Below are 21,462 nucleotides of genomic sequence, written 5' to 3'. Positions count from 1 at the left end.
CCCCATGAGCTCCGAGCACCCCCGGACCGCCGAGAAGGTCGAGATCCGCACCGACGGCGCCCCCGCCCCCGCCTGGATGTTCTCCCAGGGCGTCCGCAAGGGCCCGATCCTGCAGGTCTCCGGCCAGGGCCCGCAGGACCCGGCGACCGGCGAGTACCTCCACCCCGGCGACGTGCGGGCGCAGACCCGGCGCACCCTGGAGAACGTCAAGGCCATCGTCGAGGCCGGCGGCGCCACCATCGAGGACGTGGTGATGTTCCGCGTCTACCTCACCAAGCGCGCCGACTTCCCGCTGATGAACGAGGTCTACGCCGAGTTCATCGAGGAGAACATCAGGCCGGGCGGCGTGAAGCCCTGCCGCACCACGATCTTCGTCGAACTCCCGCAGGAGCCGATGCTGGTGGAGATCGACGCCCAGGCCGTCGTCTCCTGACGCCCCGCAACACCACTCGTGCCACCACCCTGAAGGGCCCGACGGCCGGCGGGCCCTTCACCACCCCGCGGACGCCTGCTTGCCACACCCCTCAACGGACATTAGGTTAGCCTCACCTAACCAACTGGAGGTCCGTCCATGAGCCTGCCCCCCGGCGACACCGAGGCACCCGAGCCCACCACCGCCGAACGGATCCACAGCCTCCTCGGCGCGACCTCCTCGCTCACCGTCCGCGCCCTGGGCGAGCGCCACGACCTGGACACCCCGGTCTCCGTCCACGGCTCCCGCCTTCGGCTGCGCGCCCCGCTGGACGCCCCGCTCACCGCGGCCGCCGCCCGGGCCGGCGAAGGCCTCGCCGTCGTCCTCGACGTCACCGACGTCTCCCCCGTCGCCGTCCGCGACCGCGTCCGTGCCCGCCTCACCCTGGCCGGCCGGCTGCACCTGGCCCACCTCGCCGACGACGGCCTCACCGTCCACCTGCACGTGGACGTCGCCCACGCCGTCCTCGCCACCCCGTACAGCACCGGCGCGATCACCGCCGCCGACCTCGCCCGCGCCACCGCCGACCCGCTGGCCCGGCACGAGGCCGCACTGCTCACCCATCTCGCCGACGACCACGCCGACGCCCTCGACGTGCTCACCCGCCTGCTCGACCCGGCCCTGCTCGCCCGTACCCCGGACGTCCGCCCGCTCGCCCTGGACCGCCACGGCCTGGTGCTGCGCCTGGACCACCCGGACGGCCACCGCGACGTCCGCCTGGCCTTCCCCGAACCGGCCCGCGACACCGAGGACTTCGGCCACCGGATGCACGACCTGCTGTCCGCCGCCCGGTACGGCCAGCCCGCCCACCGCGGCTGACCGAACGCCAGCCGCCGAACGCCACAGCCACCGAAGGCCCGGAAAAACGGCAGCGGCCGGCCCGGCTCGCGAGGGGGTTGTGTCCCGCGAGCCGGGCCGGCCTTGGGCGTGTCCCGCGCCCATGTCCGCCGTGCAGCGATCACCCGGTCGAGCGGTCACCCGACATGACCATCCCGGAGGATCGATTCGCTCCGCAGCAGCGGTGGTTCCTGAGACCCCGACAGGTCAGAGCGCGACGCCGTGCGCGCGCAGGTAGGCGACCGGGTCGATGTCCGAGCCGTACTCCGGACCGGTACGGATCTCGAAGTGCAGGTGCGGGCCGGTCACGTTGCCGGTGGCACCGGAGAGGCCGATCTGCTGGCCGACGGTGACGGTCTGACCGATCGACACGCCGATCGACGAGAGGTGCGCGTACTGGGCGTACTTGCCGTCGGCGAGCTTGATCTCGACCTCGTTGCCGTAGGCGCCGCCGTTGCCGGCCTTGACCACGACGCCGTTGGCGACGGCGCGCAGCGGGGTGCCGGTGGAGGCGACGAAGTCCTGGCCGGTGTGGTGGCCGGAGGCCCACATCGAGCCGGCCACGCCGTAGGCCTCGCCGAGGACGGGGTGGGCCAGCGGCGCGACGTAGCCGGAGGTGGCGGCGACCGGAGCGGCCGTCACGGCCGGGGCCGGAGCGGCGGTCTGCACCTGGGTCTGCACCGGGGCGGACGGCTTGGCGACCTCGGTCGTGACCTGCAGCTGGGCCTGCGGCTTGGCGGCGGCCTGGGTGGCCGGCGCGGCGGGCTTCGCCGGGGCGGCGTCCGCGGACGGCGCAGCGGCGTGGCCGGCGATCGCGAGCTGCTGGCCCGGGAAGATCAGGTTCGGGTTGGCGCCGACGACCGAGCGGTTCTGCTCGTACAGCGCCTGCCAGCCGCCCTCGACGCGCTTGGCGTCGGCGATCTTGGACAGGGTGTCGCCGCTGACGACGCGGTAGCTCTCGTGCGCGGCGGCGGCCTGGGCGGCGGGCTTGGCCTCGGTGCCGGCGGCGACCTGGGTGACCGGGGCGACCGGGGCGACCGGGGCCGTGTGGGCCTGGGCGTTCATCGCGGTCACGAGCGGGAGGGCGAAGGAGACGCCGGTGACGGCGGTCGCGATGCCGATGCGGGCAGCGCGGGGCAGGGTGATACGACGAGCCTGAGCAGGCATGGAAGTTTCCTCTCCGACGCCTGCGAGGTGAGCTGTCGGGTTCGGGCTGGAGTTGCCCGGCCGCATGCGCGGCTTCACCCCAAGCCGGCCCTGGACGCCCGCGCCCTGAGGCGCGAACTCCGGTCCGGCGACTTACCTGTGGGTCCCCCGCTCCTGCCGTACAGAGTTCAGTGCGAGCCACCGGGCAGCGGCAGGACTCGGCGTTCCACCCGGTGGATCCGTCCGGGCTGGCCGGGCGGTCGCTGAACTAAAACCCATCCGTTCGGGTGAAGCAATGTCGATCTCTTGAACGGGCAACCATCCCCCACCCCCCGGTCACCCTCCGCACGTCGCACCGCACGATCCGTACACAATCCATTCACCCCGCGCCACTGATCCACGACCCTGCGCCGAACTCCACGACGCTGCGCAACCCCCTTCCCACCGAGCGTCAATGACGGACACGCCCTCCGGTGAGCCTTGTCACGTACGCCCCACGGGGCGCAGGATCGGGCCGTGGCCACCTCCGAAGCCGGCACCCTGCGCCTGGGCACCGCACAGGGTCGCTGGGTACTCCTGGCAACAGTGCTCGGTTCCAGCATGGCGATGCTCGACGGCACCGTCGTGAACGTCGCCCTGCCCCGCATCGGCGCCGACCTCGGCGCCTCCCTCGCGTCCCTGCAATGGACGCTGAACGCCTATCTGCTCACCCTGGCGGGCCTGATCCTGCTCGGCGGCGCACTCGGCGACCGCTACGGGCGGCGCCGGGTCTTCCTGATCGGCGTGGTCTGGTTCGCCGTCGCCTCCGCGGCCTGCGCCGCCGCACCGAACATCCAGGTGCTGATCGCCGCCCGCGCCGTCCAGGGCATCGGCGGGGCGCTGCTCACCCCGGGCTCGCTCGCCATGCTCCAGGCGGTCTTCCATCCTGACGACCGTTCGGCGGCTGTCGGCCTCTGGTCCGGCCTGGGCGGGGTGGCGGCCGCGGTCGGCCCCTTCCTCGGCGGCTGGCTGGTGGACGGCCCCGGCTGGCGCTGGATCTTCCTGCTGAACCTGCCGCTCGCCGCCGCCGTGATCGCCGTCACCACCCGGTCCGTACCGGAGAGCCGGGACGAGAGCGCCACCGGCCGCTTCGACGTGCTCGGCGCGGTGCTCGCCGCGCTCGCGCTCGGCGCGTTCACCTACGCGCTGACCGCGGCCGGGGAGGGCCTGTCCCCGGTGGTCTGGGTCACCGGGGCGATCGGCGTACTGCTCGGCGCCGTGTTCCTGGCCGTCGAACGGCGCGCGGTCGAGCCGATGCTGCCCCTCGGGCTGTTCTCCTCCCGGCTGTTCACCGCCGTGAACCTGGTCACCCTGTGCGTGTACGCGGCATTCAGCGGCGTCTTCTTCCTGCTGGTGGTGCAGCTGCAGATCGTCTCCGGGTTCTCGCCACTGGTCTCGGGCTTCGCACTGGTGCCGATCACGGTGCTGATGCTGGCACTGTCGGCCCGCGCCGGGCGCCTCGGCAAGCGGATCGGCCCGCGGATCCCGCTCACCATCGGCCCACTGCTGTGCGCCGCCGGAGTGCTGCTGATGCTGCGCATCGGCCCGGGCTCCTCCTACTGGGCGGACGTGCTGCCCGCCGTCACGGTGATGGGCTGCGGGATGACCCTGCTGGTCGCACCGCTGACGGCCACCGTGCTGGCCGCCGTCGAGGTCCGGCACGCGGGCATCGCCAGCGGGGTCAACAACGCCGCCGCCCGCGCGGCCGGACTGCTCGCGGTGGCCGCCCTCCCGGCGCTGGCCGGGCTGAGCGGCAACGCCTACCGGGTGCCGTCGGCGGTGGACTCCGCCTTCCACACCGCGATGCTGATCTGCGCGGGCCTGCTGGCCGCCGGCGGGCTGATCGCCTTCACCACCGTCCGCGGCAACGTCCTGGCCCCCGAGGAGCGTCCGGTGGCCGAGCCGAGCTGCGACTGGCCCTGCGGGACCACCACCCCGCCGTTCGACCCGGGCCACGTCCACTCGCACGAGGACCCCGCCACCGGTCCGGCAGCGGGGCCCTCGTCCGAGAACTGACGAACCGTCAGAGGATGTCGCCCGGAGCGTACTTGGCAGCCTCCGGGTAGGCGGCCGCGACGGCCTCCACCTGGCGGACCACCTCGGCGACCTGGGCGCCGGCCGCGCCGGTGAAGGAGAGCCTGTCGGCCAGCAGCGCGTCCAGCGCGGCACGGTCCAGCGGGATCCGCTCGTCCGCGGCCAGGCGGTCCAGCAGCTCGTTCTCCCGGGCGCCCGCGCGCATCGCCAGCGCGGAGGCGACGGCGTGCTCCTTGATGACCTCGTGCCCGGTCTCCCGGCCGACGCCCGCGCGCACCGCGCCCATCAGCACCTTGGTGGTGGCGAGGAACGGCAGGTAGCGGTCCAGCTCGGCCTCGATCACGGCGGGGAAGGCGCCGAACTCGTCGAGGACGGTCAGGAAGGTCTCCAGCAGGCCGTCGAAGGCGAAGAAGGCGTCCGGCAGCGCGACCCGGCGCACCACCGAGCAGGAGACGTCGCCCTCGTTCCACTGGTCGCCGGCCAGCTCGCCGGTCATCGAGGCGTAGCCGCGCAGGATGACGGCCAGGCCGTTGACGCGCTCGCAGGAGCGGGTGTTCATCTTGTGCGGCATCGCGGAGGAGCCGACCTGGCCCTCCTTGAAGCCCTCCGTGACCAGCTCGTGGCCGGCCATCAGGCGGATGGTCTTGGCCAGGCTGGACGGCGCGGCGGCCAGCTGGACGAGGGCGGTGAGCACCTCGAAGTCCAGCGAGCGCGGGTAGACCTGGCCGACGCTGGTCAGCACATGGTCGAAGCCGAGGTGCGCGGCGACCCGGCGCTCCAGCTCGGCGAGCTTGTCGGTGTCACCACCGAGCAGGTCCAGCATGTCCTGGGCGGTGCCGACCGGGCCCTTGATCCCGCGCAGCGGGTAGCGGGCGATCAGCTCCTCCAGGCGGCGGAAGGCGACCAGCAGCTCGTCGGTGATCGAGGCGAAGCGCTTGCCCAGGGTGGTGGCCTGCGCGGCCACGTTGTGCGAGCGGCCGGCCATTACCAGCTCGGAGTGCTGGGCGGACAGCTTGGCCAGGCGCACCAGGACGGCCACCGTGCGGTCGCGCACGTGCTCCAGCGACTGGCGGATCTGCAGCTGCTCGACGTTCTCGGTCAGGTCCCGGGAGGTCATCCCCTTGTGGATCTGCTCGTGGCCGGCGAGGTCGCTGAACTCCTCGATCCGGGCCTTCACGTCGTGGCGGGTGACCCGCTCACGGGCGGCGATCGAGCCGAGGTCGACCTGGTCGATCACCCGCTCGTAGTCGGCGACGGCGGTCGCCGGGACCTCGACGCCGAGGTCCTGCTGCGCCTTCAGGACGGCGAGCCACAGGTGGCGCTCAAGGACCACCTTGTGCTCGGGGGACCAGAGCTGGGCCAGGGTCGCCGAAGCGTACCGGGAGGCCAGGACATTGGGGATCTGGGGCTTCGCGCTCACGCTTCGCAAGCCTAACAGCCGAGGTCACGCCCCCTGCAGCCGCCAACGCGCTACGCCCGTAGAGCCTTGGCGCTACTGCGCCGCAACCGTCCGGCCGGCCAGGACGGGCAGCACCTGCCCGCAGATCGAGTGCAGGGCGATCCGCTGCTCGTCGGTCATCGCCTCGAAGGCCTGGTGGGTGCGGGCCATCTCGCTCCGGATGCGGTTCAGGATCTCCCGGCCCTCGGTCGTGATCACCACGATCTTCACCCGGCGGTCACCGGCCGCCGCCGCCCGGTTGGCCAGGCCCAGCGACTCCAGCCGGTCCACGATCCCGGTGACGTTCGACGCGTCGCAGCCCAGCCGCCCGGCCAGCGCACGCATCGGCACCGGCTCCTGCACCGCGCCCAGCGCCTTGGCCTGCGAGGAGGAGAGCCCGTGCCGGGCCGCGGCCGCCGCGAAGTCCTGGAAGTACGCGGCGCCGACGGCGGCCAAGGCCTCCATCAGTTCGGCGTTGGTCGGTACGGTCGTCGTCGCTGTCGAACCCATGGGGTCAGAGTACGACCAGGTGCTTCAGCAACTCAAGCTTTGACCGGGGCAACCGTCGGCGAGCCGCCTCACACACCCGCCCACCTCTCCCGGCCGACGCCCCCGCGCACCGCACCCGCGCGCGGCCCCGGCCGCAGCTGCAGCCGCGGTCAGAGCACCAGCTGGTCGAACAGCCGCCGCAGCTCCGCCTCCGGGTCCGCGGTCAGCCCGGTGTGCACCGGCCCCGGCTGGACGATCGCGCTGCGCGGCGCGGTCAGCCAGCGGAACCGCTGCCCGGGGCTGTCCCCGGCCGCCGGCCCGGCCTGCGGGCCGCCCTGGCAGACCGCCTCGATCCCGTGCAGCGCCCGCCGCACCCCGTGCACGTCCGCCACCGGGTCCAGCGCCAACAGCCGGGCCTGGTCCAGGTGGGTGCGCGCCGCCAGGTGCGAACTCTGCCGGCAGTACAGCAGCACCCCCACGTTGACGCACTCCCCGCGCTCGACCCTCGGCACCGCACGGATCACGGCGTACTCGTAGTCGTGCAGCTCGACGGTGGCCGGCAGCGCGGGCGTCGACGACTCGGTCATGCGGGCACCTCCGGCAGCCAGTCACGCGGACCGGCCAGTCGCTCGGTCAGCTGGGCACGGTACGCGGCGCGCACCTCGTCGGGCGAGTCGAAGCCGAACTCGTCCATCAGCCAGACCTCGGGGATCTGCGCCACCGCGTCCTCGATCGCCACCTCCGCGACCGGCGCCAACGCCTTGTCCGCCGCCGCCAGATCCGGCCGGGCGAGCAACAGGGCGTGGTCGGAGGCGTCGTACGGTCGGCGGGTCCAGGCCGCGGCACCCGACCAGTTGTGGTGGAAGATCAGGCTCGCCCCGTGGTCGATCAGCCGCAGCCCGCCGGTGGCCACCAGCAGGTTGGGGTTGCGCCAGGACCGGTCCACGTTGCCGATCAGCGCGTCGAACCAGAGCACCCGGCCCGCGAGTTCGGGATCCACCTCGAAGCAGAGCGGGTCGAAGTTGAGCGCACCGCTGACGAAGGCCATGCCGAGGTTGGTCCCACCGCTGGCCCGCATCTGGTCCTGGATCTGGTGGTCCGGCTCACTGCGCGCGAGCACCGGGTCCAGGTCCACGGTCACCAGCGCCGGCACCGGCAGCCCGAGCCGCCGCCCCAGTTCCCCGGCCAGCACCTCCGCCACCAACGCCTTGCGCCCCTGCGCCGCACCGACCCATTTCAGCGCGTAGAGCCGCCGATCATCGGCCTCGACCAGGCCCGGCATCGAGCCGCCTTCTCGCAGTGGCGTCACGTACCGGATCGCCGTCACCTCGGGTAGCACGACCGACAGCCTATCGGTGCCACAAGCCCCGCCGTACGCCGACGACCCCTCCGTCCCCTTCGTCCAGTCCCCTTCGCCCAGTCCCCCTCTCCCTCATCCGCCCCACCCCAGTGGCACCCCCCGCTGCTCCGTGCGAGTGTGGCGGACAGTAATCGGGACCTTCACCGCAAAGGGATGAGCGATGGAACGACCTCGGATCCTGATCGTGGGCGGTGGCTTCGCCGGGCTGGAGTGCGCCCGCCGCCTCGAACACAAGCTCTCGCCCGCGGAGGCCGAGATCACGCTGGTCACGCCGTTCAGCTACCAGCTCTACCTCCCCCTCCTCCCCCACGTCGCCGCCGGCGTCCTCACCCCGCAGTCCGTGGCCGTCTCCCTGCGCCGCTCGCTGCGCCGCACCCACATCGTCCCCGGCGGCGCCATCGGTGTGGATCCGGCCTCCAAGGTCCTCGTCGTCCGCAAGATCACCGACGAGGTGGTCGCGCAGAAGTACGACGTCCTGGTGCTCGCCCCGGGCAGCGTGACCCGCACCTTCGACATCCCCGGCCTCACCGACTACGCCCGCGGCATGAAGACGCTCGCCGAGGCGGCCTACGTCCGCGACCACGTGATCGCCCAACTCGACCTCGCCTCGGCCACCTTGGACCAGAAGGAGCGCGAGTCCCGGCTGCAGTTCGTGGTGGTCGGCGGCGGTTACGCGGGCACCGAGACGGCCGCCTGCCTGCAGCGGCTGACCACCGCCGCCGCGCTGCGCTACCCGCGTCTGGACGCCCGGCAGATCAAGTGGCACCTGATCGACATCGCCCCGAAGCTGATGCCGGAGCTGGGCGACCCGCTCGGCGAGGCCGCCCTGGAGGTGCTGCGCGATCGCGGGATCGAGGTGTCGCTGGGCGTCTCGGTGGCCGAAGTCGGAGCCGAGTCCGTCAAGTTCACCGACGGCCGGGTGCTGCCCTGCCGCACGCTGATCTGGACGGCCGGCGTGGCCGCGAGCCCGCTGATCGGCACGCTGGACGCGGAGACGGTCCGCGGCCGGCTCGCCGTGACGGCAGAGATGCGGGTGCCGCAGTTCGAGGGGGTGTTCGCGCTGGGTGACGCCGCCGCGGTGCCGGACCTCGCCAAGGGCGACGGCGCGGTCTGCCCGCCGACCGCCCAGCACTCCGCTCGGCAGGGCCGCGCGGTGGCCGACAACGTGATCTCCTCGCTCCGCAACCAGCCCCTGGAGCCGTACTACCACAAGGACTTGGGCCTGGTGGTGGACCTCGGCGGCAAGGACGCGGTGTCCAAGCCGCTGGGCATCGAGCTGCGCGGGGTGCCCGCCCAGCTGGTGGCGCGCGGCTACCACCTGATGGCGATGCGCACCAACGCGGCCAAGTTCCGGGTGGGCGCCAACTGGTTGCTCAACGCGACGGCCGGGGACGACTTCGTCCGCACCGGCTTCCTCGCCCGCCAGCCCGCCCGACTGCAGGACTTCGAGTACACCGACGCCTATCTGACGAAGGATCAAGTACGGGCGCACGCCCAGTCCTTGCTCGCCAAGGGCTGACCCGGGGGCCCGGGACACCGTTCCGGCGCCCCCGCAGCCTCGGCCGAGGGGGCGCCGGATCACGCGGTCGTCACGCGGTCATCGCGCGGTCACCCGGCCACATCACGCTCATCGCGCCGTCAGGTACATCCCGCTCGCGTCCTGCCCGGCCGTGTTGCGGCAGGAGTAGTCACCGCCCGGGCGGGCCCAGAGGAGCGTCAGGCAGCGCCCGACCGCCGACTGGCCGTAGTAGTTCGGGTGCATCGACTCCTGCAGCGCGCCCTGGGTGGAGTTGAGCCCGCCGTCGAGGAAGCGCGCCCATTCGCTGGTGGTCGCGGACGGACCGGAGGTGGCGGTCGGCTGCCTGGTGGCCGTCGAGCAGACCTCGCGGCCCTGCAGCATGTCCGAAAGGTCCAGGAACTGCGCGCCCTTGGCGGCGGCGACACCCGCCAGCGCCTGGGTTATCTGCGGCACCAGCGAGTCGCGGGCCCAGTCGGCGTCACCGTCCCAGAACGGGCAGCCGCCGGTGTTGGACCGGGTCCAGCCGCTCTCCGGGTAGCGCATCTCGGCGCTGCGCGGGATCGGCGACGGGTAGGACTGGAGCACCAGCCGGTAGTCCGTCCGCGCGTAGCCCGCGTCGGCCATCACCGCGCGGACCTCGTCGATCGCCTTGCCGACCCCGGCCATCGCGGTGGGCATCTTCTCGTCGATCGAGGACTGTGCGGAGTCGTGGCAGTAGGAGTACCAGATCAGGTAGTCCTGCACGCAGGTGGAGATGACGTCCGCGAAGCCCAGGTCGTTGCCGCCGATCGACAGGGTGATCAGCTTGACGTTGTTCTGCCGTGCCACGGTGGCGAGTTGGTCGGCCTGCGGGGCCTCGCCCTTGTACGACTGGCCGCCGTTGGCGGCGCGGAAGACGTTCGCGGTGACGGCGCCCGAGCAGGCCAGGTTGATCTCGTTCTGGGCGCCGGTGGAGGCGCTGAGCACCTCGGCGACGTCCGAGCGGTCGCAGCCGCTCGCCGCGGTGGTGCCGTAGACGCGCGAGGGGTCGTACGAACTGCCGGTCCAGGCCCGGTCGGTGCCGTTGCGGCTGCCGCTGGTGCCGGCCGAGTTGCCCTTCCAGCGTCCGGCTTCGCCGGAGATGTAGCTGTCGCCGAGCGAGACGCTGGCGGTGGGCCCGGAGGGGACCGCGGTCGGGGCGGCGTGGGCCGGTGCGGCGACGGCCAGGCCCGCGACGGCGAGCGGGAGGGCGAAGGCTGCGGTGAGCAGCCGTCGGCCGAGTCGCGGTGCACTGCGGGTGATGCTCGAACTGTTTTCGGGCACGCGGAACTCCTGCGGCTCGGTCTTCCCGTGGTGTGGGGCGCGGGAAGACGCGTAGGTGAGGGTGGGCCGCCGGCCGGTGGCGCGATGAAGATGACATGGCCGCGCCTGTTACCGCTAGGTATCTGCAGCAGGTTTCCGCTTTGTTACCGACGGGTTCAGACCAACCGCGACCCGCCGCGGCCGGCCCCCAGCACCGCCGCCAGGTCCTCCGCCAACTCCCGCGCCTGTGCCGCCTCCAGCTGCGCAGTGGTGACCCGCAGCCCGGGCGGCGACTGGATCCGGTACCGGGCACCGGGCGCCGCGACCCAGCCGCGCTGCACCAGCGCCGCCAGCGCCGAGGTCTCGTCCGGCACCGGCACCCAGACGTTCAGCCCGCTCTGCCCGTGCGCCTCGATCCCGTGCGCCGCCAGCTCGCCCAACAGTGCGTCCCGCCGGGCCCGGTAGACCGCCGCCACCCGCGCGACCGGCACGGCGTCGCTGCGCCACAGCTCGGCGACGGTGCGCTGCAGCAGGTGGCTGACCCAGCCGGCGCCCAGCCGCAGCCGCCCGGCGACCCGTCCGATCGTCTCCTCGTCGCCGACGGCCACCGAGACCCGCAGGTCCGGCCCGTACGCCTTGGCCGCCGAGCGCACCACCGCCCAGTGCCGGGTGTCGGCCCCGACCAGCGGGCGGTACGGCTGGTCGACCATGCCGTGCCCGTGGTCGTCCTCGATCAGCAGCACCCCGGGGTGCCCGGCCAGCACGGCCTTCAGCGCCTCGGCCCGGCGGGCGGTGAGCGCGGCGCCGGTCGGGTTCTGTGCACGGCTGGTGACCACCACCGCCCGGACGCCCTCCGCCAGGGCCGCCGCGAGGGCGTCCGGCAGCGGGCCCTCGTCGTCCAGCCGGACGGGCACCTGCCGCAGGCCCATCGCGGGCAGCAGGTCGAGCAGGCTGCCCCAGCCCGGGTCCTCGACGGCCACCGCGTCGCCGGGGCGCAGCCGGGCGCCGAGGATGCGCTCGATGGTGTCGAGCGAGCCTGAGGCGACGACGATCGGGCCGCCGGGCAGGCCGTCGGCCTCGAAGGAGGCGCGGGCCAGCGCGAGCAGGGCGGGGTCGACCGCCGGGTGCCCGTACAGGACGGGGTCGGTGCGGGCGGCCTCGGCGGCGGCCGCGAGGGCCGGGCCGAGGTCGGGCAGCAGCGCCGGGTCGGGGTTGCCGCCGGAGAGGTCCCGGGCGTTCGGCGGGACGGGGATGGGGATCTGGTCGCGCGGGGTGAGCGCGGGCCTGGGGAGGATCCGGCTGCCCTTGCGGCCGGCGGTCTCGATGACGCCGCGGTCGCGCAGAAGCCGGTAGGCGGCGGCGACGGTGTTGGGGTTGACGCCGAGTTCGGCGGCGAGGTCGCGCAGCGGGGGCAGCGCGGTCCCCGGGGCGAGGAGTCCACTGCTCACGCCCTGTTCGATGTGCGCCGCGATTTCGCTGGCGCGTCGCCCTTTCAGCGGATAGTCTCCTAGCACAAACCAAATTATGCACTAGTACGTAGAGGATGTCATGTCAGACACCACGGAAGGCTCGCCCAGCTACTCCCGCACCCCCAGGACGACCCCGACCCGCTACAAGGACCGGGCCACCTGGGAGCAGGCGGCGATCCACGCCATCCTCGACAGCGCCTACATCTGCCACCTCGGCTTCGTCGTCGACGGCGCCCCCGTCGTCCTGCCGACGATCTACGCCCGGGTCGGCAGCCGGCTCTACGTCCACGGCTCCACCGGCAGCCGCCCGATGCGCAGCGCCTCCGGCGAGCAGGGCATGCCGGTCTGCGTCACCGTCACCCAGGTCGACGCGCTGGTGCTGACCAAGTCCGCGTTCAACCACTCGGTGAACTTCCGCTCGGTCGTCGCCCACGGCACCGCCCACCAGGTCACCGACCCGCAGGAGCTGGACGTCGCGCTGGCCGCCCTGGTCGACCACGCGATACCCGGCCGCTCGTCCGAGGTCCGCCCGGCCAACGCCAAGGAGCTCGCCGCCACCGCCGTCCTGCGGCTGGAGCTGGACGAGGTCTCGGCCAAGACCCGCGACGACGACGCCTCCGACGACGCCGAGGACGCCGACCTGCCGCACTGGTCCGGCCTGATCCCGGTCACCACCGTGCACGGCACCCCCGTACCGCACGACGACCGCACCGTCCCGCTCCCCGCGCACCTGCGCAGCTACCCGCGCTGACGAGGAGCACCCGATGCTGATCAGGTCCTGGGACCGCGGCGACGAGGACGAGTGGCGCGCCTGGCTGGCCGAGGGCCGCGACTTCGGCCTGCTCGCCGCCAACGGCGGCCCCGGCGAGGGCCCGGTGCTCGTCCCCACGCACTTCCTGCTGGACGCCGAGCGCGGCGAGATCCTGCTGCACCTCGCCGCGCCCAACCCGCTGCTGGCCGCCGTGCGCGCCGACCCGCAGATCACCCTCGCGGTCACCGACGGCTATGCCTTCGCCCCCGGCCACTGGCGCGGCGCCCCGGGCACGCCCACCAGTTACTACACCTCGGTGCACTTCCACTGCACCGCCGAGGTCGTGGAGTCCGCCGCCGACAAGGCGGAGATCCTCAACCGCCAGCTGGCGCACTTCCAGCCCGAGACGCCGGAGGTCCGGGTGGTGCCCGGGGGCGGCGAGCTCGCCCGGCAGCTGCCCGGCCTGCGCGGGCTCCGGCTGACGGTGAACGAGGTACGGGCCAAGTTCAAGTACGACGACAAGAAGCCCGCCGAGGCACAGTTCGGCATCGCCGAGCGCCTCGCCGAACGCGCGGGAGGCCGCGGGCGCGGCCGCGACCAGTACGCCGCCGCCCGTACCCAGCTGCTGCGCCGTCACGGCCGGCGCACCGCCTTGTCCGACACCGCCTCGTCCGACACCGCCTCGTCCGACACCGACCCGTCCCGCGCCGGCACACCCCGCGCCGCCGCACCCCGCACCACCGCACCGCGCACCGCCGCACCGCGCACCACCGCACCGCGCGCCGCCGACTGACCCGGCGTCACCCGATCGGCCCCGATCTCGGGCAGGCCGCCCCCGGCACTGCTCGAATGTGAGACGAGCCCTGCCCACTCGACGTCGGGGGCGGGCCCGTCCACTCCCGGGAGCGCGCGTGTCCTCAGTCAATCGCCGACAGGCGTCCGGCGAGGCCCACCTCGGCCACGTGGTGTTCATCTCGGCGGCCGCCGCCATGGGCGGCTTCCTGTTCGGCTACGACAGCGCGGTGATCAACGGCGCGGTGACGGGCATCCAGAAGCACTTCGCGGTGGGCCACGGCACCACCGCCTTCGTGGTGGCCATCGCGCTGCTCGGATCGGCGGCCGGCGCGGTGATCGCCGGCCGACTCGCCGACCACCTCGGCCGGGTGCGCACGATGCTGCTGGCCGCCGTCCTGTTCGCGGCCAGCGGCATCGGCTCGATGTTCCCGCCGAACATCGAGGCCCTGGCCACCTGGCGCGTGGCCGGCGGCGTCGCGATCGGCATCGCCTCGGTGATCGCCCCGACCTACATCGCCGAGGTCGCGCCGACCGCCTACCGCGGCCGGCTCGCCTCCTTCCAGCAGATGGCGATCGTGCTCGGCATCACCATCTCCCAGCTCGCCAACTACGCGCTGAACCAGGCCGCCGGCGGGGAGTCCACCGGCCACCTCGGCGGCATCCAGGCCTGGCAGTGGATGCTCGGCGTCGAGACCATCCCGGCCCTGGTGTACGGGCTGATGGCACTCTCCATCCCGGAGTCGCCCCGCTTCCTGATCGCCGACCACCGCGAGGCGCAGGCCCGCACGGTGCTGGTCGAGGTCGAGGGCGAGGGCGTGGACCTGGACGCCCGGGTGGCGGAGATCCGCGCGGTGCTGGAGTCCACCCACAAGCCCCGGCTGAAGGACCTGCTCGGCGGCCGCTTCGGCCTGCTGCCGATCGTCTGGATCGGCATCGGCGCCTCGGTGTTCCAGCAGTTCGTCGGCATCAACGTGATCTTCTACTACTCGTCGTTCCTCTGGCAGTCGGTGGGCATCAACGAGTCCAACTCGCTGCTGATCAGCCTCTCCACCTCGATCGTCAACGTGATCGGCACGGTGATCGCGATGGCCCTGGTGGACCGGATCGGCCGCAAGCCGCTGGCCCTGGCCGGCTCGATCGGCATGGCGGCCGCGCTGTCCACCGCCGCCTGGGCGTTCTCCTACCGGCACGGCACCGGCGACACCGCCACCCTCGACAACACCCACGCCACCGTCGCCCTGGTCGCCGCGCACGTCTTCGTGCTCTGCTTCGCCTTCTCCTGGGGCGTGGTGGTCTGGGTCCTGCTCGGCGAGATGTTCCCCAACCGGATCCGTGCGCTGGCCCTGTCGGTCGCCGCCTCGGCCCAGTGGATCGCCAACTGGGCGATCACCGTCAGCTTCCCGGACCTCGCCGACTGGAACCTCTCGGCGACGTACGTGATCTACGCGGTCTTCGCGCTGCTCTCCATCCCGTTCGTGGCCTTCTGCATCAAGGAGACCAAGGGCCGCGCGCTGGAGGAGATGGGCTGACCCGTACGCCCCACCGACCCCCCGCGCCACACGCGGCCCGACCCACCGAGAGGAAGCCATGCCCGACCAGCGCGGCTCCCGGCAGAACGTCACCTTCCCGAGCAACGGCCGTACCGCGCACGGGTACCTGGCCCGCCCGCCGCAGGGCGTCGGGCCGGGCCTGGTGGTGGTGCAGGAGTGGTGGGGGCTCACCTCGCACGTCGCCGCCACGGCCGACCGCTTCGCCGCCGAGGGCTTCACCGTCCTCGCCCCCGACCTCTTCGGCGGCGCCACCACGCACGACCGCACCGAGGCGGCCCGGCTCAAGCGCGAACTCCCGGTCGAGCAGGCCGTCGAGGACCTCTCCGGCGCCGTCGACCACCTGCTCGCGCTGGACGGCGTGGTCGGCGACTCCGTCGGCGTGGTCGGCTTCTGCATGGGCGGCGGCTTCGCCCTGCTGCTGGCCGCCAGGGCCGGCGACCGGGTGGCCGCCGTGGTGCCCTTCTACGGCCTGCCGCCCGACCCCGACTTCGACTACCGCGGCCTGACCGCCCACGTCCTGGGCCACTTCGGCGAGTTGGACGGCACGCTGCCGATGGCCACCGTGGACGAGGCGGCGATCCGGATCGGCGAGGCCACCGACGTCCGCCCCGAGTTCCACTTCTACCCGGCCGGACACGCCTTCATGAACGACGAGAACCTGCTCGGCACCTACGACCCCCTGCAGGCCCGGATCGCCTGGCGCCGCACCCTCGCCTTCCTCCGGGGCCACCTCGGCTGAGAGCGCCGGCCGGCTGCTCCCCGGCCCCGCTCCGATCCGGCCCCGGTCCGGCCCCGAAAACCGGATGACACCTGTACGAACTCCCGCCATAGTCACCTGGTGCCGACCCCACCCCCGCACCCCCGCCGCCTCGCCTGGGCGAGCCGAAACTTCCGCATCCAGACCGCCGCCACCGTGATCAGCGGCCTGGGCAGCGCCGGCGCCCCCGTCGCCACCGCCTTCGCCGTCCTCGGCAGCGGCGGCAGCACCACCGAGGTCGGCTACGTCACCGCCGCCCGTCTGCTGCCCACCGTGCTGCTCCTGGTGCTCGGCGGCGGCCTCGCCGACCGCCTGCCGCGACACCGGATCATGGTCGCCGCCAACCTCTTCAACGCCGCCTCCCAGGCCGTACTGGCCGCGCTGGTCCTGTCCGGGGACGCCCGGCTCTGGCACCTGCTGGCACTCTCCGCCGCCGGCGGCGCCGGCCACGCCCTCTACGCCCCGGCCTCCAGCGGCATGATCATGCAGGCCGTCCCCCAGGAGCACGCCGCCCGTGCCTTCTCGGTGTTCCGGATGGGCCAGAACGCCTCCCAGATCGGCGGCGCCGCCCTCGGCGGGGCGCTCACCGCCGCCTTCGGCCCCGGCTGGGTGCTCGCCCTGGACGCCCTCTGCTTCCTGGTCGCCGCCGCCCTGCGCTTCTTCCTGGAGCCGGAGCAGGCCCCCGCGCCCTCCGGCGGCGGCATGCTGCGCGACCTGAGCGAGGGCTGGCGGGAGTTCGCCTCCCGCCGCTGGCTCTGGGTGATCGTGCTGCAGTTCTCCGTCCTGGTCGCCTGCGTCGAAGCGGTCGAATCGGTGTACGGGCCGACGGTCGCCGCGGAGCGGCTCGGTGGCGCGAGCGCCTGGGGCCTGGCGATGTCCGCCTTCGGCCTCGGCCTGGTGGCCACCGGGCTGCTGATGGCACGTTGGCGGCCGCGCCGGATCCTGCTGGTCGGCAACTGGGGCGTCTTCCTGTTCGGCATGCCGGCGCTCGCCCTCGCCGCCGCCGTCCCGCTGCCTCTGCTGACCGCCGCGATGTTCCTGTCCGGCGTCGGCGTCACCGTCTTCGGCGTCAACTGGATGGTCGCGCTGCGACAGGAGATCCCGGCGGAGATGTTCTCCCGGGTCTCCGCGTACGACCTGCTCGGCTCCAACGCGCTGGCCCCCGCCGGCACCGCGCTGGCCGGCCCGGCCGCCGTGGCACTCGGCCTCGGCGGCGCGCTGTGGACCTGCGCGGTCGTCTGCCAACTGCTCAGCGCGGCGGTCCTGCTGGACCCCCAGGTGCGCCGGCTCAGCCGTCGGAGCACCGCCGACGCACCGGTGCCCGCCGCCGAGCCCGTACCCACCTCGTGAGCGCCCTGTGCGCCCCGCGTGCGCCCGCCCGTGAGCAACCACCGGTACGCGTGGTTCGTCCGAAGAGGTAGCAACCACACCGCCTTTGGGGGCCACCGGTGCCGAAGCCACTGCTGTTCCTGGACGTCGACGGGGTCCTGAACCCGGTCTGTCCCCATCCGGACGCCGGGTTCGACACCCACACCCTGTTCGGCTACTCCGTCCTGCTCTCCCCCCGCCACGGCCGCTGGCTGCGCGAGCTGGCCGGCACGTACGAACTGGTCTGGGCCACCACCTGGGAGGAGCACGCCAATACCCACATCGCCCCGGCGATCGGCCTGGACCCGCTCCCGGTGGTCCGCCTCAGCGGCTACGTCCCGCAGCCCGGAGACCCGCGCGTCCCGCTGATGGAGCTGTTCTCCGCCGCCAAGTGGGCCCCGCTGCTGCGCTACGCCGGGGGCCGCCCGTTCGCCTGGGTGGACGACGTCATCCCGGCCCGGCTGGTCCGCAGGTCGCTCTGGCGGCGCGACCGCCTGCTGCTGCCGATCGACCCGGGCCAGGGCCTGGAACGCCGGCACGTCGACCGCCTGCTCGCCCGCCCGCCGCGCGGCCAGGCCCTGCCCTCCGGGGGTTCGGCGCTCAGGGGGTCGGCAGCCAGCTGACGTGCCCGGCGAGCAGCACGTACCCGACGAAGGCCACCGTGTCGATCAGCGCGTGCGCCACCACCAGCGGCATCACCCGCCCCCACCGCCGGTACAGCAGGCAGAACACCGCCCCCATCACCATGTTGCCGACCAGCCCGCCGACCCCCTGGTACAGGTGGTACGAGCCGCGCAGCACCGAGCTCGCCGCCACCGCCGCCGGCCACGACCACCCCAGCTGCCCCACCCGGCGCAGCAGGTAGCCGAGGACGACGACCTCCTCCAGGACGGCGTTCTGCCAGGCCGACAGCACCAGCACCGGCACCCGCCACCAGACGTCCGGCAGCCCGGACGGCGCCACCGTCAGGTTGTACCCGGCCGCCTGCGAGGCCAGGTACAGCGCCAGCCCCGCCCCGCCGATCGCGGCCGCGACGGCGGCGCCGCGGCCCAGGTCGCGCAGCTTCTGCCCGAGGTCGAAGCCCAGCACCCGCAGCGCGACGCCCTCGCGCACCAGCAGGTAGCCGACCAGCACCACCGGCATCAGCCCGCGCCCGATGTAGTACAGCTGCCACACCAGGTCCAGCCAGGGCCGCCCGGGTGCCCGCGATCCGTTCAGCGTGGCGACCTGCTGGCCGAGCTTGAGCGGCTCGGTGAGCGAGCCCGCGAAGCTGATCAGCGCGCTGATCCCGCTGGCCCCGAGCGAGAGGCCGAGGACGATCAGCAGCTCCACGCCGAGCTGACGACGGGTGGGCCGGGCGGTCTGCGGCGCGGTCGGCACGGCGGTCACGGGAGCTCCAGCGGACGGACGGTCGCTCCGGCCGTCTCCCGGCCGGAGCGATCATCCTGACACAGGGACCATCCGGCTAGGGCCTGTCCGGCGGATCTTGTCGGATCAGCGCGCGGCGTCGGGCGCCCGTCTGGGCGTGCGCCCGAATCGCCCTCGTACTGGGTGTACTTGGACGATTCGGGCGTGCGTCCAGGCGGGATGATCCGGAGTCGTGCGCCCGGCAAGATCCGCCGGACAGGCCCTAACCGACCGGCCAGGTGTGCACCGGCTCCCCGCTGCGCATGTGCTCGGCGTAGCGCCGGGTCATCGCCGCGAGCGCCGCCGGCCGGTCCATCCCGTACCGTTCGCGCAGCCGGTGGAAGGTCGCGCTCTGCCAGGCCGCGCCGTTGGTGCGGCGCAGGCAGCGCTGCTCGATGATGCCCAGGTAGCGGTCCCGGTCGGCGGGTTCCACGCCCCACTCGTCGAGTCCCTGGTAGGCCATCGGCAGCAGCTCGCCCAGCACCAGGTCGACGGCGGAGACCGTCTGCAGCCCGCCGCCGCGGCCGGCCCGGCCGGGTCGCGGCCACTGGAGGACGGCGTCGATGCCGTACCGGGCGCCCTGCCGGAAGTTCTCGTCGGCCTTCTCGAACGGCAGCCGGGTCCAGACCGGCCGGGGCTGCTCGGCGAGCACCCGGACCAGGCCGTAGTAGAAGGCGGCGTTGGCCAGCGTGTCGGCCACCGTCGGCCCGGCCGGCAGCGCCCGGTTCTCCACCCGCAGGTGCGCGACCCCGCCCGCGACGTCGTAGATCGGCCGGTTCCAGCGGTAGATGGTGCCGTTGTGCAGCCGCATCTCGGCGAGCTTGGGCGCGCCGCCGGAGGCCAGGACCTTCAGCGGGTCCTCGTCGTCGCAGATCGGCAGCAGCGCGGGGAAGTACCGCAGGTTCTCCTCGAACAAGTCGTACGCCGAGTCGACCCAGCGCTCGCCGAACCAGGTGATCGGGCGCACGCCCTGGGCCTTGAGCTCCGCCGAACGGGTGTCGCAGGCCTGCTGGAAGAGCACCGGTCGGGTCTCCCGCCACAGCTCCCGTCCGAACAGGAACGGGGAGTTCGCGCCGAGCGCGAGCTGCGGCCCGCAGAGCGCCTGGGCGGCGTTCCACACCGAGGAGAACCGTTCCGGCGTCACCTGGAGGTGCAGCTGCAGCGAGGTCGCGGCGGCCTCGGCGACCATGGTGATGGACTCCAGCTGGAGGTGCTCGACGCCCTCGATGTCCAGCGCGATCTCCTCCCCCCGGGCGGCCAGGATCTGGTCGCTGAGCAGGGTGTACCGCTGGTTGTGGCTCATCGAGTCCAGCCCGGTGTGCGCGTGCTCCAGGGTCGGCAGGATGCCCACCATGACGATCCGCGCCCCCGCCTCGGCGGCCCGCCGGTCGGCGTAGCGCAGCCCGGTGTCGATCTCCTCGCGCAGCTCCTCGAACACGTGCCCGCAGAGCCGGTGGGGCGTGATGTTCACCTCGATGTTGAACTTGCCCAGCTCGGTCTGGAAGTCGCTGGAGCCGATCGCGCTCAGCACCTGCGCGTTGTTCATGGCCGGCAGGCCCTGCTCGTCGGCCAGGTTGAGCTCGATCTCCAGGCCCATCACCGCCCGCGGCCGGTCGAAGCGGTCCTCCCGCAGCATCCGCCCCAGCGCGTCGAGACAGGACTGGAGCTTGCGCCGGTACAGCTGCCGGTCCGCCAGATCCGCCCGAGTCGCCACGACCTTCTCGCCCACGGTCCCCTCCTCCTGAGCCACCCCGTCGAGCCCACCCGGCCGACCGACCGTGCATGCATCATGCCCACCTCGAAGATCGATACCCGAACGCTTGGAATGGCTTGCAATGCAAGGCAACTGACGGAAATTCAGCGCAACCCTAGACTTGCCCGGCGCCACCGCCTGTGATAAACAGATCACCCTGCGCATCTGTTCGATGAGAATTCGCACAGCGCTCCGGCCGGTCCGCTCCCGCATCGAGAGCCCTCGTCGACGGCGACGACCGCGCCGGCACCGCGATCCTGCACAACCGGACACGGCCGGGCCCCGTCACCGTTGACGCGCCGCGCCACGCCGGTATGCCGCACTCGCACGCCGATCTCGCTTGGAGAGGCGGACACCGCCATGACCCTGCAGACCCCCCAGCCCCCACCGAGCGCGCTGCGCGCCGTCCTGGGCGCACTCGACTCGGACACCGCCCTGCGCCAGCCCGCCGCCGCAGCGCTGCGTCATCCGGCCGGCCCACTGCTCCCCGCACATCCGCTCGCCGTGCACGTCCTGGACGGCCCGCGCCCCGAGCTCACCGCCGCCCGCCGCACCGGGTGGCGCTTCCTGATCAAGGACGGCGCCGAGGTGGCCGCGGCCGCCGAGGTGGTGCAGGGCATCGAGGGCCACACCTTCTCCCACTTCACCGCCGGCCCCTACCTGGACTCGACGGTCCGGGCGCTGCGCGAGGCCTGGCAGCTCGCCCAGGGCTCCCGGATCCGCCAACAGCCCCGCCTGCTGACCTTCCCGGGCCAGTACGCGACGGCCCTGTGGCTGCACAGCCCGGACGCCGGGCCGGCCGCCGACCTGCTGATCCCGCTCGCTCCGGCCCCGCTCGGCGTCACGGCGCACCGCGCCCACCCGGCCGCCGAACTGCTGCCGCTGCTCGCCCGGGCCCCGCTCACCGGGCCGGTGCTGCTCGGCTCCGCCTGAGCCGTCCAGGCCGTACGGGCCGCCGGGCCACCCGCCCGGCGGCCCTTCGCCGCGCCCACTCGAA

The 21,462-nt window shown here is 73.3% G+C and carries 20 protein-coding genes and 1 riboswitch; of the genes, 11 read left to right on the top strand and 9 right to left on the bottom strand.

The features are described 5' to 3' along the window. Positions 1–4: 4 nt before the first annotated feature. A complete protein-coding gene (locus tag BX285_RS29755; protein ID WP_121178781.1) occupies positions 5–433 on the top strand; it encodes a RidA family protein in 429 nt (142 codons plus the stop codon). Between the two features lie 138 nt (positions 434–571). Continuing rightward, the gene (locus BX285_RS29750; RefSeq protein ID WP_121178780.1) at positions 572–1,291 is read left to right on the top strand and encodes a DUF2470 domain-containing protein; all 720 of its coding nucleotides are present in this window, start codon (positions 572–574) and stop codon (positions 1,289–1,291) included. Between the two features lie 225 nt (positions 1,292–1,516). Here the strand turns inward: BX285_RS29750 and BX285_RS29745 are convergent, their stop codons facing one another. Then, positions 1,517–2,476: a LysM peptidoglycan-binding domain-containing M23 family metallopeptidase gene (locus tag BX285_RS29745; protein WP_121178779.1), complete on the bottom strand. Its 960-nt coding sequence runs from the start codon at positions 2,474–2,476 to the stop codon at positions 1,517–1,519. Positions 2,477–2,478: 2 nt separating this feature from the next. Beyond that, positions 2,479–2,659, bottom strand: a riboswitch (cyclic di-AMP (ydaO/yuaA leader). A 312-nt stretch (positions 2,660–2,971) separates the two neighbouring features. On the opposite strand from BX285_RS29745, the gene BX285_RS29740 reads away from it, so the two are divergent. Then, positions 2,972–4,510 (top strand): MFS transporter, encoded by a 1,539-nt coding sequence (locus BX285_RS29740; RefSeq protein ID WP_259470842.1) that lies wholly within the window; start codon positions 2,972–2,974, stop codon positions 4,508–4,510. A 7-nt stretch (positions 4,511–4,517) separates the two neighbouring features. Here BX285_RS29740 and purB read toward each other — a convergent pair whose 3' ends face one another. The 4 genes from purB to BX285_RS29720 all read right to left on the bottom strand — a co-directional run bounded on the left by purB (position 4,518) and on the right by BX285_RS29720 (position 7,794). After that, a complete protein-coding gene (gene purB, locus BX285_RS29735; protein ID WP_121178778.1) occupies positions 4,518–5,948 on the bottom strand; it encodes an adenylosuccinate lyase in 1,431 nt (476 codons plus the stop codon). Positions 5,949–6,020: 72 nt separating this feature from the next. Then, positions 6,021–6,476: a MarR family winged helix-turn-helix transcriptional regulator gene (locus BX285_RS29730; RefSeq protein WP_121178777.1), complete on the bottom strand. Its 456-nt coding sequence runs from the start codon at positions 6,474–6,476 to the stop codon at positions 6,021–6,023. A 149-nt stretch (positions 6,477–6,625) separates the two neighbouring features. Then, a complete protein-coding gene (locus tag BX285_RS29725) occupies positions 6,626–7,042 on the bottom strand; it encodes a DUF3037 domain-containing protein (RefSeq protein ID WP_097235082.1) in 417 nt (138 codons plus the stop codon). Continuing rightward, positions 7,039–7,794: a HipA family kinase gene (locus tag BX285_RS29720; RefSeq protein ID WP_179852678.1), complete on the bottom strand. Its 756-nt coding sequence runs from the start codon at positions 7,792–7,794 to the stop codon at positions 7,039–7,041. The genes BX285_RS29725 and BX285_RS29720 overlap by 4 nt, the downstream gene beginning before the upstream one ends. Before the next feature lie 181 nt (positions 7,795–7,975). Between BX285_RS29720 and BX285_RS29715 the strand changes: the two genes are divergently transcribed. Next, positions 7,976–9,334: an NAD(P)/FAD-dependent oxidoreductase gene (locus BX285_RS29715; RefSeq protein ID WP_097235084.1), complete on the top strand. Its 1,359-nt coding sequence runs from the start codon at positions 7,976–7,978 to the stop codon at positions 9,332–9,334. Positions 9,335–9,442: 108 nt separating this feature from the next. Here BX285_RS29715 and BX285_RS29710 read toward each other — a convergent pair whose 3' ends face one another. Then, positions 9,443–10,636: a GDSL-type esterase/lipase family protein gene (locus BX285_RS29710; protein ID WP_259470841.1), complete on the bottom strand. Its 1,194-nt coding sequence runs from the start codon at positions 10,634–10,636 to the stop codon at positions 9,443–9,445. Positions 10,637–10,791: 155 nt separating this feature from the next. Continuing rightward, positions 10,792–12,129 carry an aminotransferase class I/II-fold pyridoxal phosphate-dependent enzyme gene (locus BX285_RS29705; protein ID WP_121178776.1) on the bottom strand — a complete coding sequence of 446 codons (1,338 nt, stop codon included), beginning with the start codon at positions 12,127–12,129 and terminating at the stop codon, positions 10,792–10,794. A gap of 34 nt (positions 12,130–12,163) precedes the next feature. Here BX285_RS29705 and BX285_RS29700 point away from each other — a divergent pair, with 34 nt between their 5' ends. From BX285_RS29700 to BX285_RS29675, 6 genes are all read left to right on the top strand, one after another. Further along, entirely contained in the window at positions 12,164–12,835 is a 672-nt protein-coding gene (locus tag BX285_RS29700; protein WP_121178775.1) for a pyridoxamine 5'-phosphate oxidase family protein, read from the top strand. A gap of 13 nt (positions 12,836–12,848) precedes the next feature. Further along, positions 12,849–13,628, top strand: coding sequence for an FMN-binding negative transcriptional regulator (locus BX285_RS29695; RefSeq protein ID WP_121178774.1), 780 nt, complete (start codon positions 12,849–12,851; stop codon positions 13,626–13,628). A 118-nt stretch (positions 13,629–13,746) separates the two neighbouring features. Continuing rightward, positions 13,747–15,159: a sugar porter family MFS transporter gene (locus tag BX285_RS29690; protein WP_259470840.1), complete on the top strand. Its 1,413-nt coding sequence runs from the start codon at positions 13,747–13,749 to the stop codon at positions 15,157–15,159. Between the two features lie 58 nt (positions 15,160–15,217). Beyond that, on the top strand, positions 15,218–15,919 hold the full coding sequence (locus tag BX285_RS29685) for a dienelactone hydrolase family protein (RefSeq protein WP_121178773.1): 702 nt from the start codon (positions 15,218–15,220) through the stop codon (positions 15,917–15,919). Between the two features lie 99 nt (positions 15,920–16,018). Then, entirely contained in the window at positions 16,019–17,287 is a 1,269-nt protein-coding gene (locus BX285_RS29680; RefSeq protein WP_097235089.1) for an MFS transporter, read from the top strand. A gap of 98 nt (positions 17,288–17,385) precedes the next feature. Continuing rightward, the gene (locus tag BX285_RS29675; protein ID WP_097235090.1) at positions 17,386–17,928 is read left to right on the top strand and encodes an HAD domain-containing protein; all 543 of its coding nucleotides are present in this window, start codon (positions 17,386–17,388) and stop codon (positions 17,926–17,928) included. Here the strand turns inward: BX285_RS29675 and BX285_RS29670 are convergent. Beyond that, complete coding sequence (locus BX285_RS29670; RefSeq protein WP_097235091.1) at positions 17,906–18,694, bottom strand: CPBP family intramembrane glutamic endopeptidase; 789 nt, start codon at positions 18,692–18,694, stop codon at positions 17,906–17,908. The genes BX285_RS29675 and BX285_RS29670 overlap by 23 nt on opposite strands. Positions 18,695–18,935: 241 nt before the next feature. Continuing rightward, positions 18,936–20,441 (bottom strand): glutamate--cysteine ligase, encoded by a 1,506-nt coding sequence (locus tag BX285_RS29665; protein ID WP_121178772.1) that lies wholly within the window; start codon positions 20,439–20,441, stop codon positions 18,936–18,938. A 384-nt stretch (positions 20,442–20,825) separates the two neighbouring features. Between BX285_RS29665 and BX285_RS29660 the strand changes: the two genes are divergently transcribed. Next, positions 20,826–21,398, top strand: coding sequence for a hypothetical protein (locus tag BX285_RS29660; protein WP_097235093.1), 573 nt, complete (start codon positions 20,826–20,828; stop codon positions 21,396–21,398). Positions 21,399–21,462: the final 64 nt, after the last annotated feature.

It is taken from the genome of Streptomyces sp. 1114.5 (assembly GCF_003635085.1).
Taxonomy (GTDB): Bacteria; Actinomycetota; Actinomycetes; order Streptomycetales; family Streptomycetaceae; genus Kitasatospora.
The sequence above is the reverse complement of the archived record's forward strand: the minus strand, read 5'-3'. Positions and strand labels throughout refer to the sequence as shown.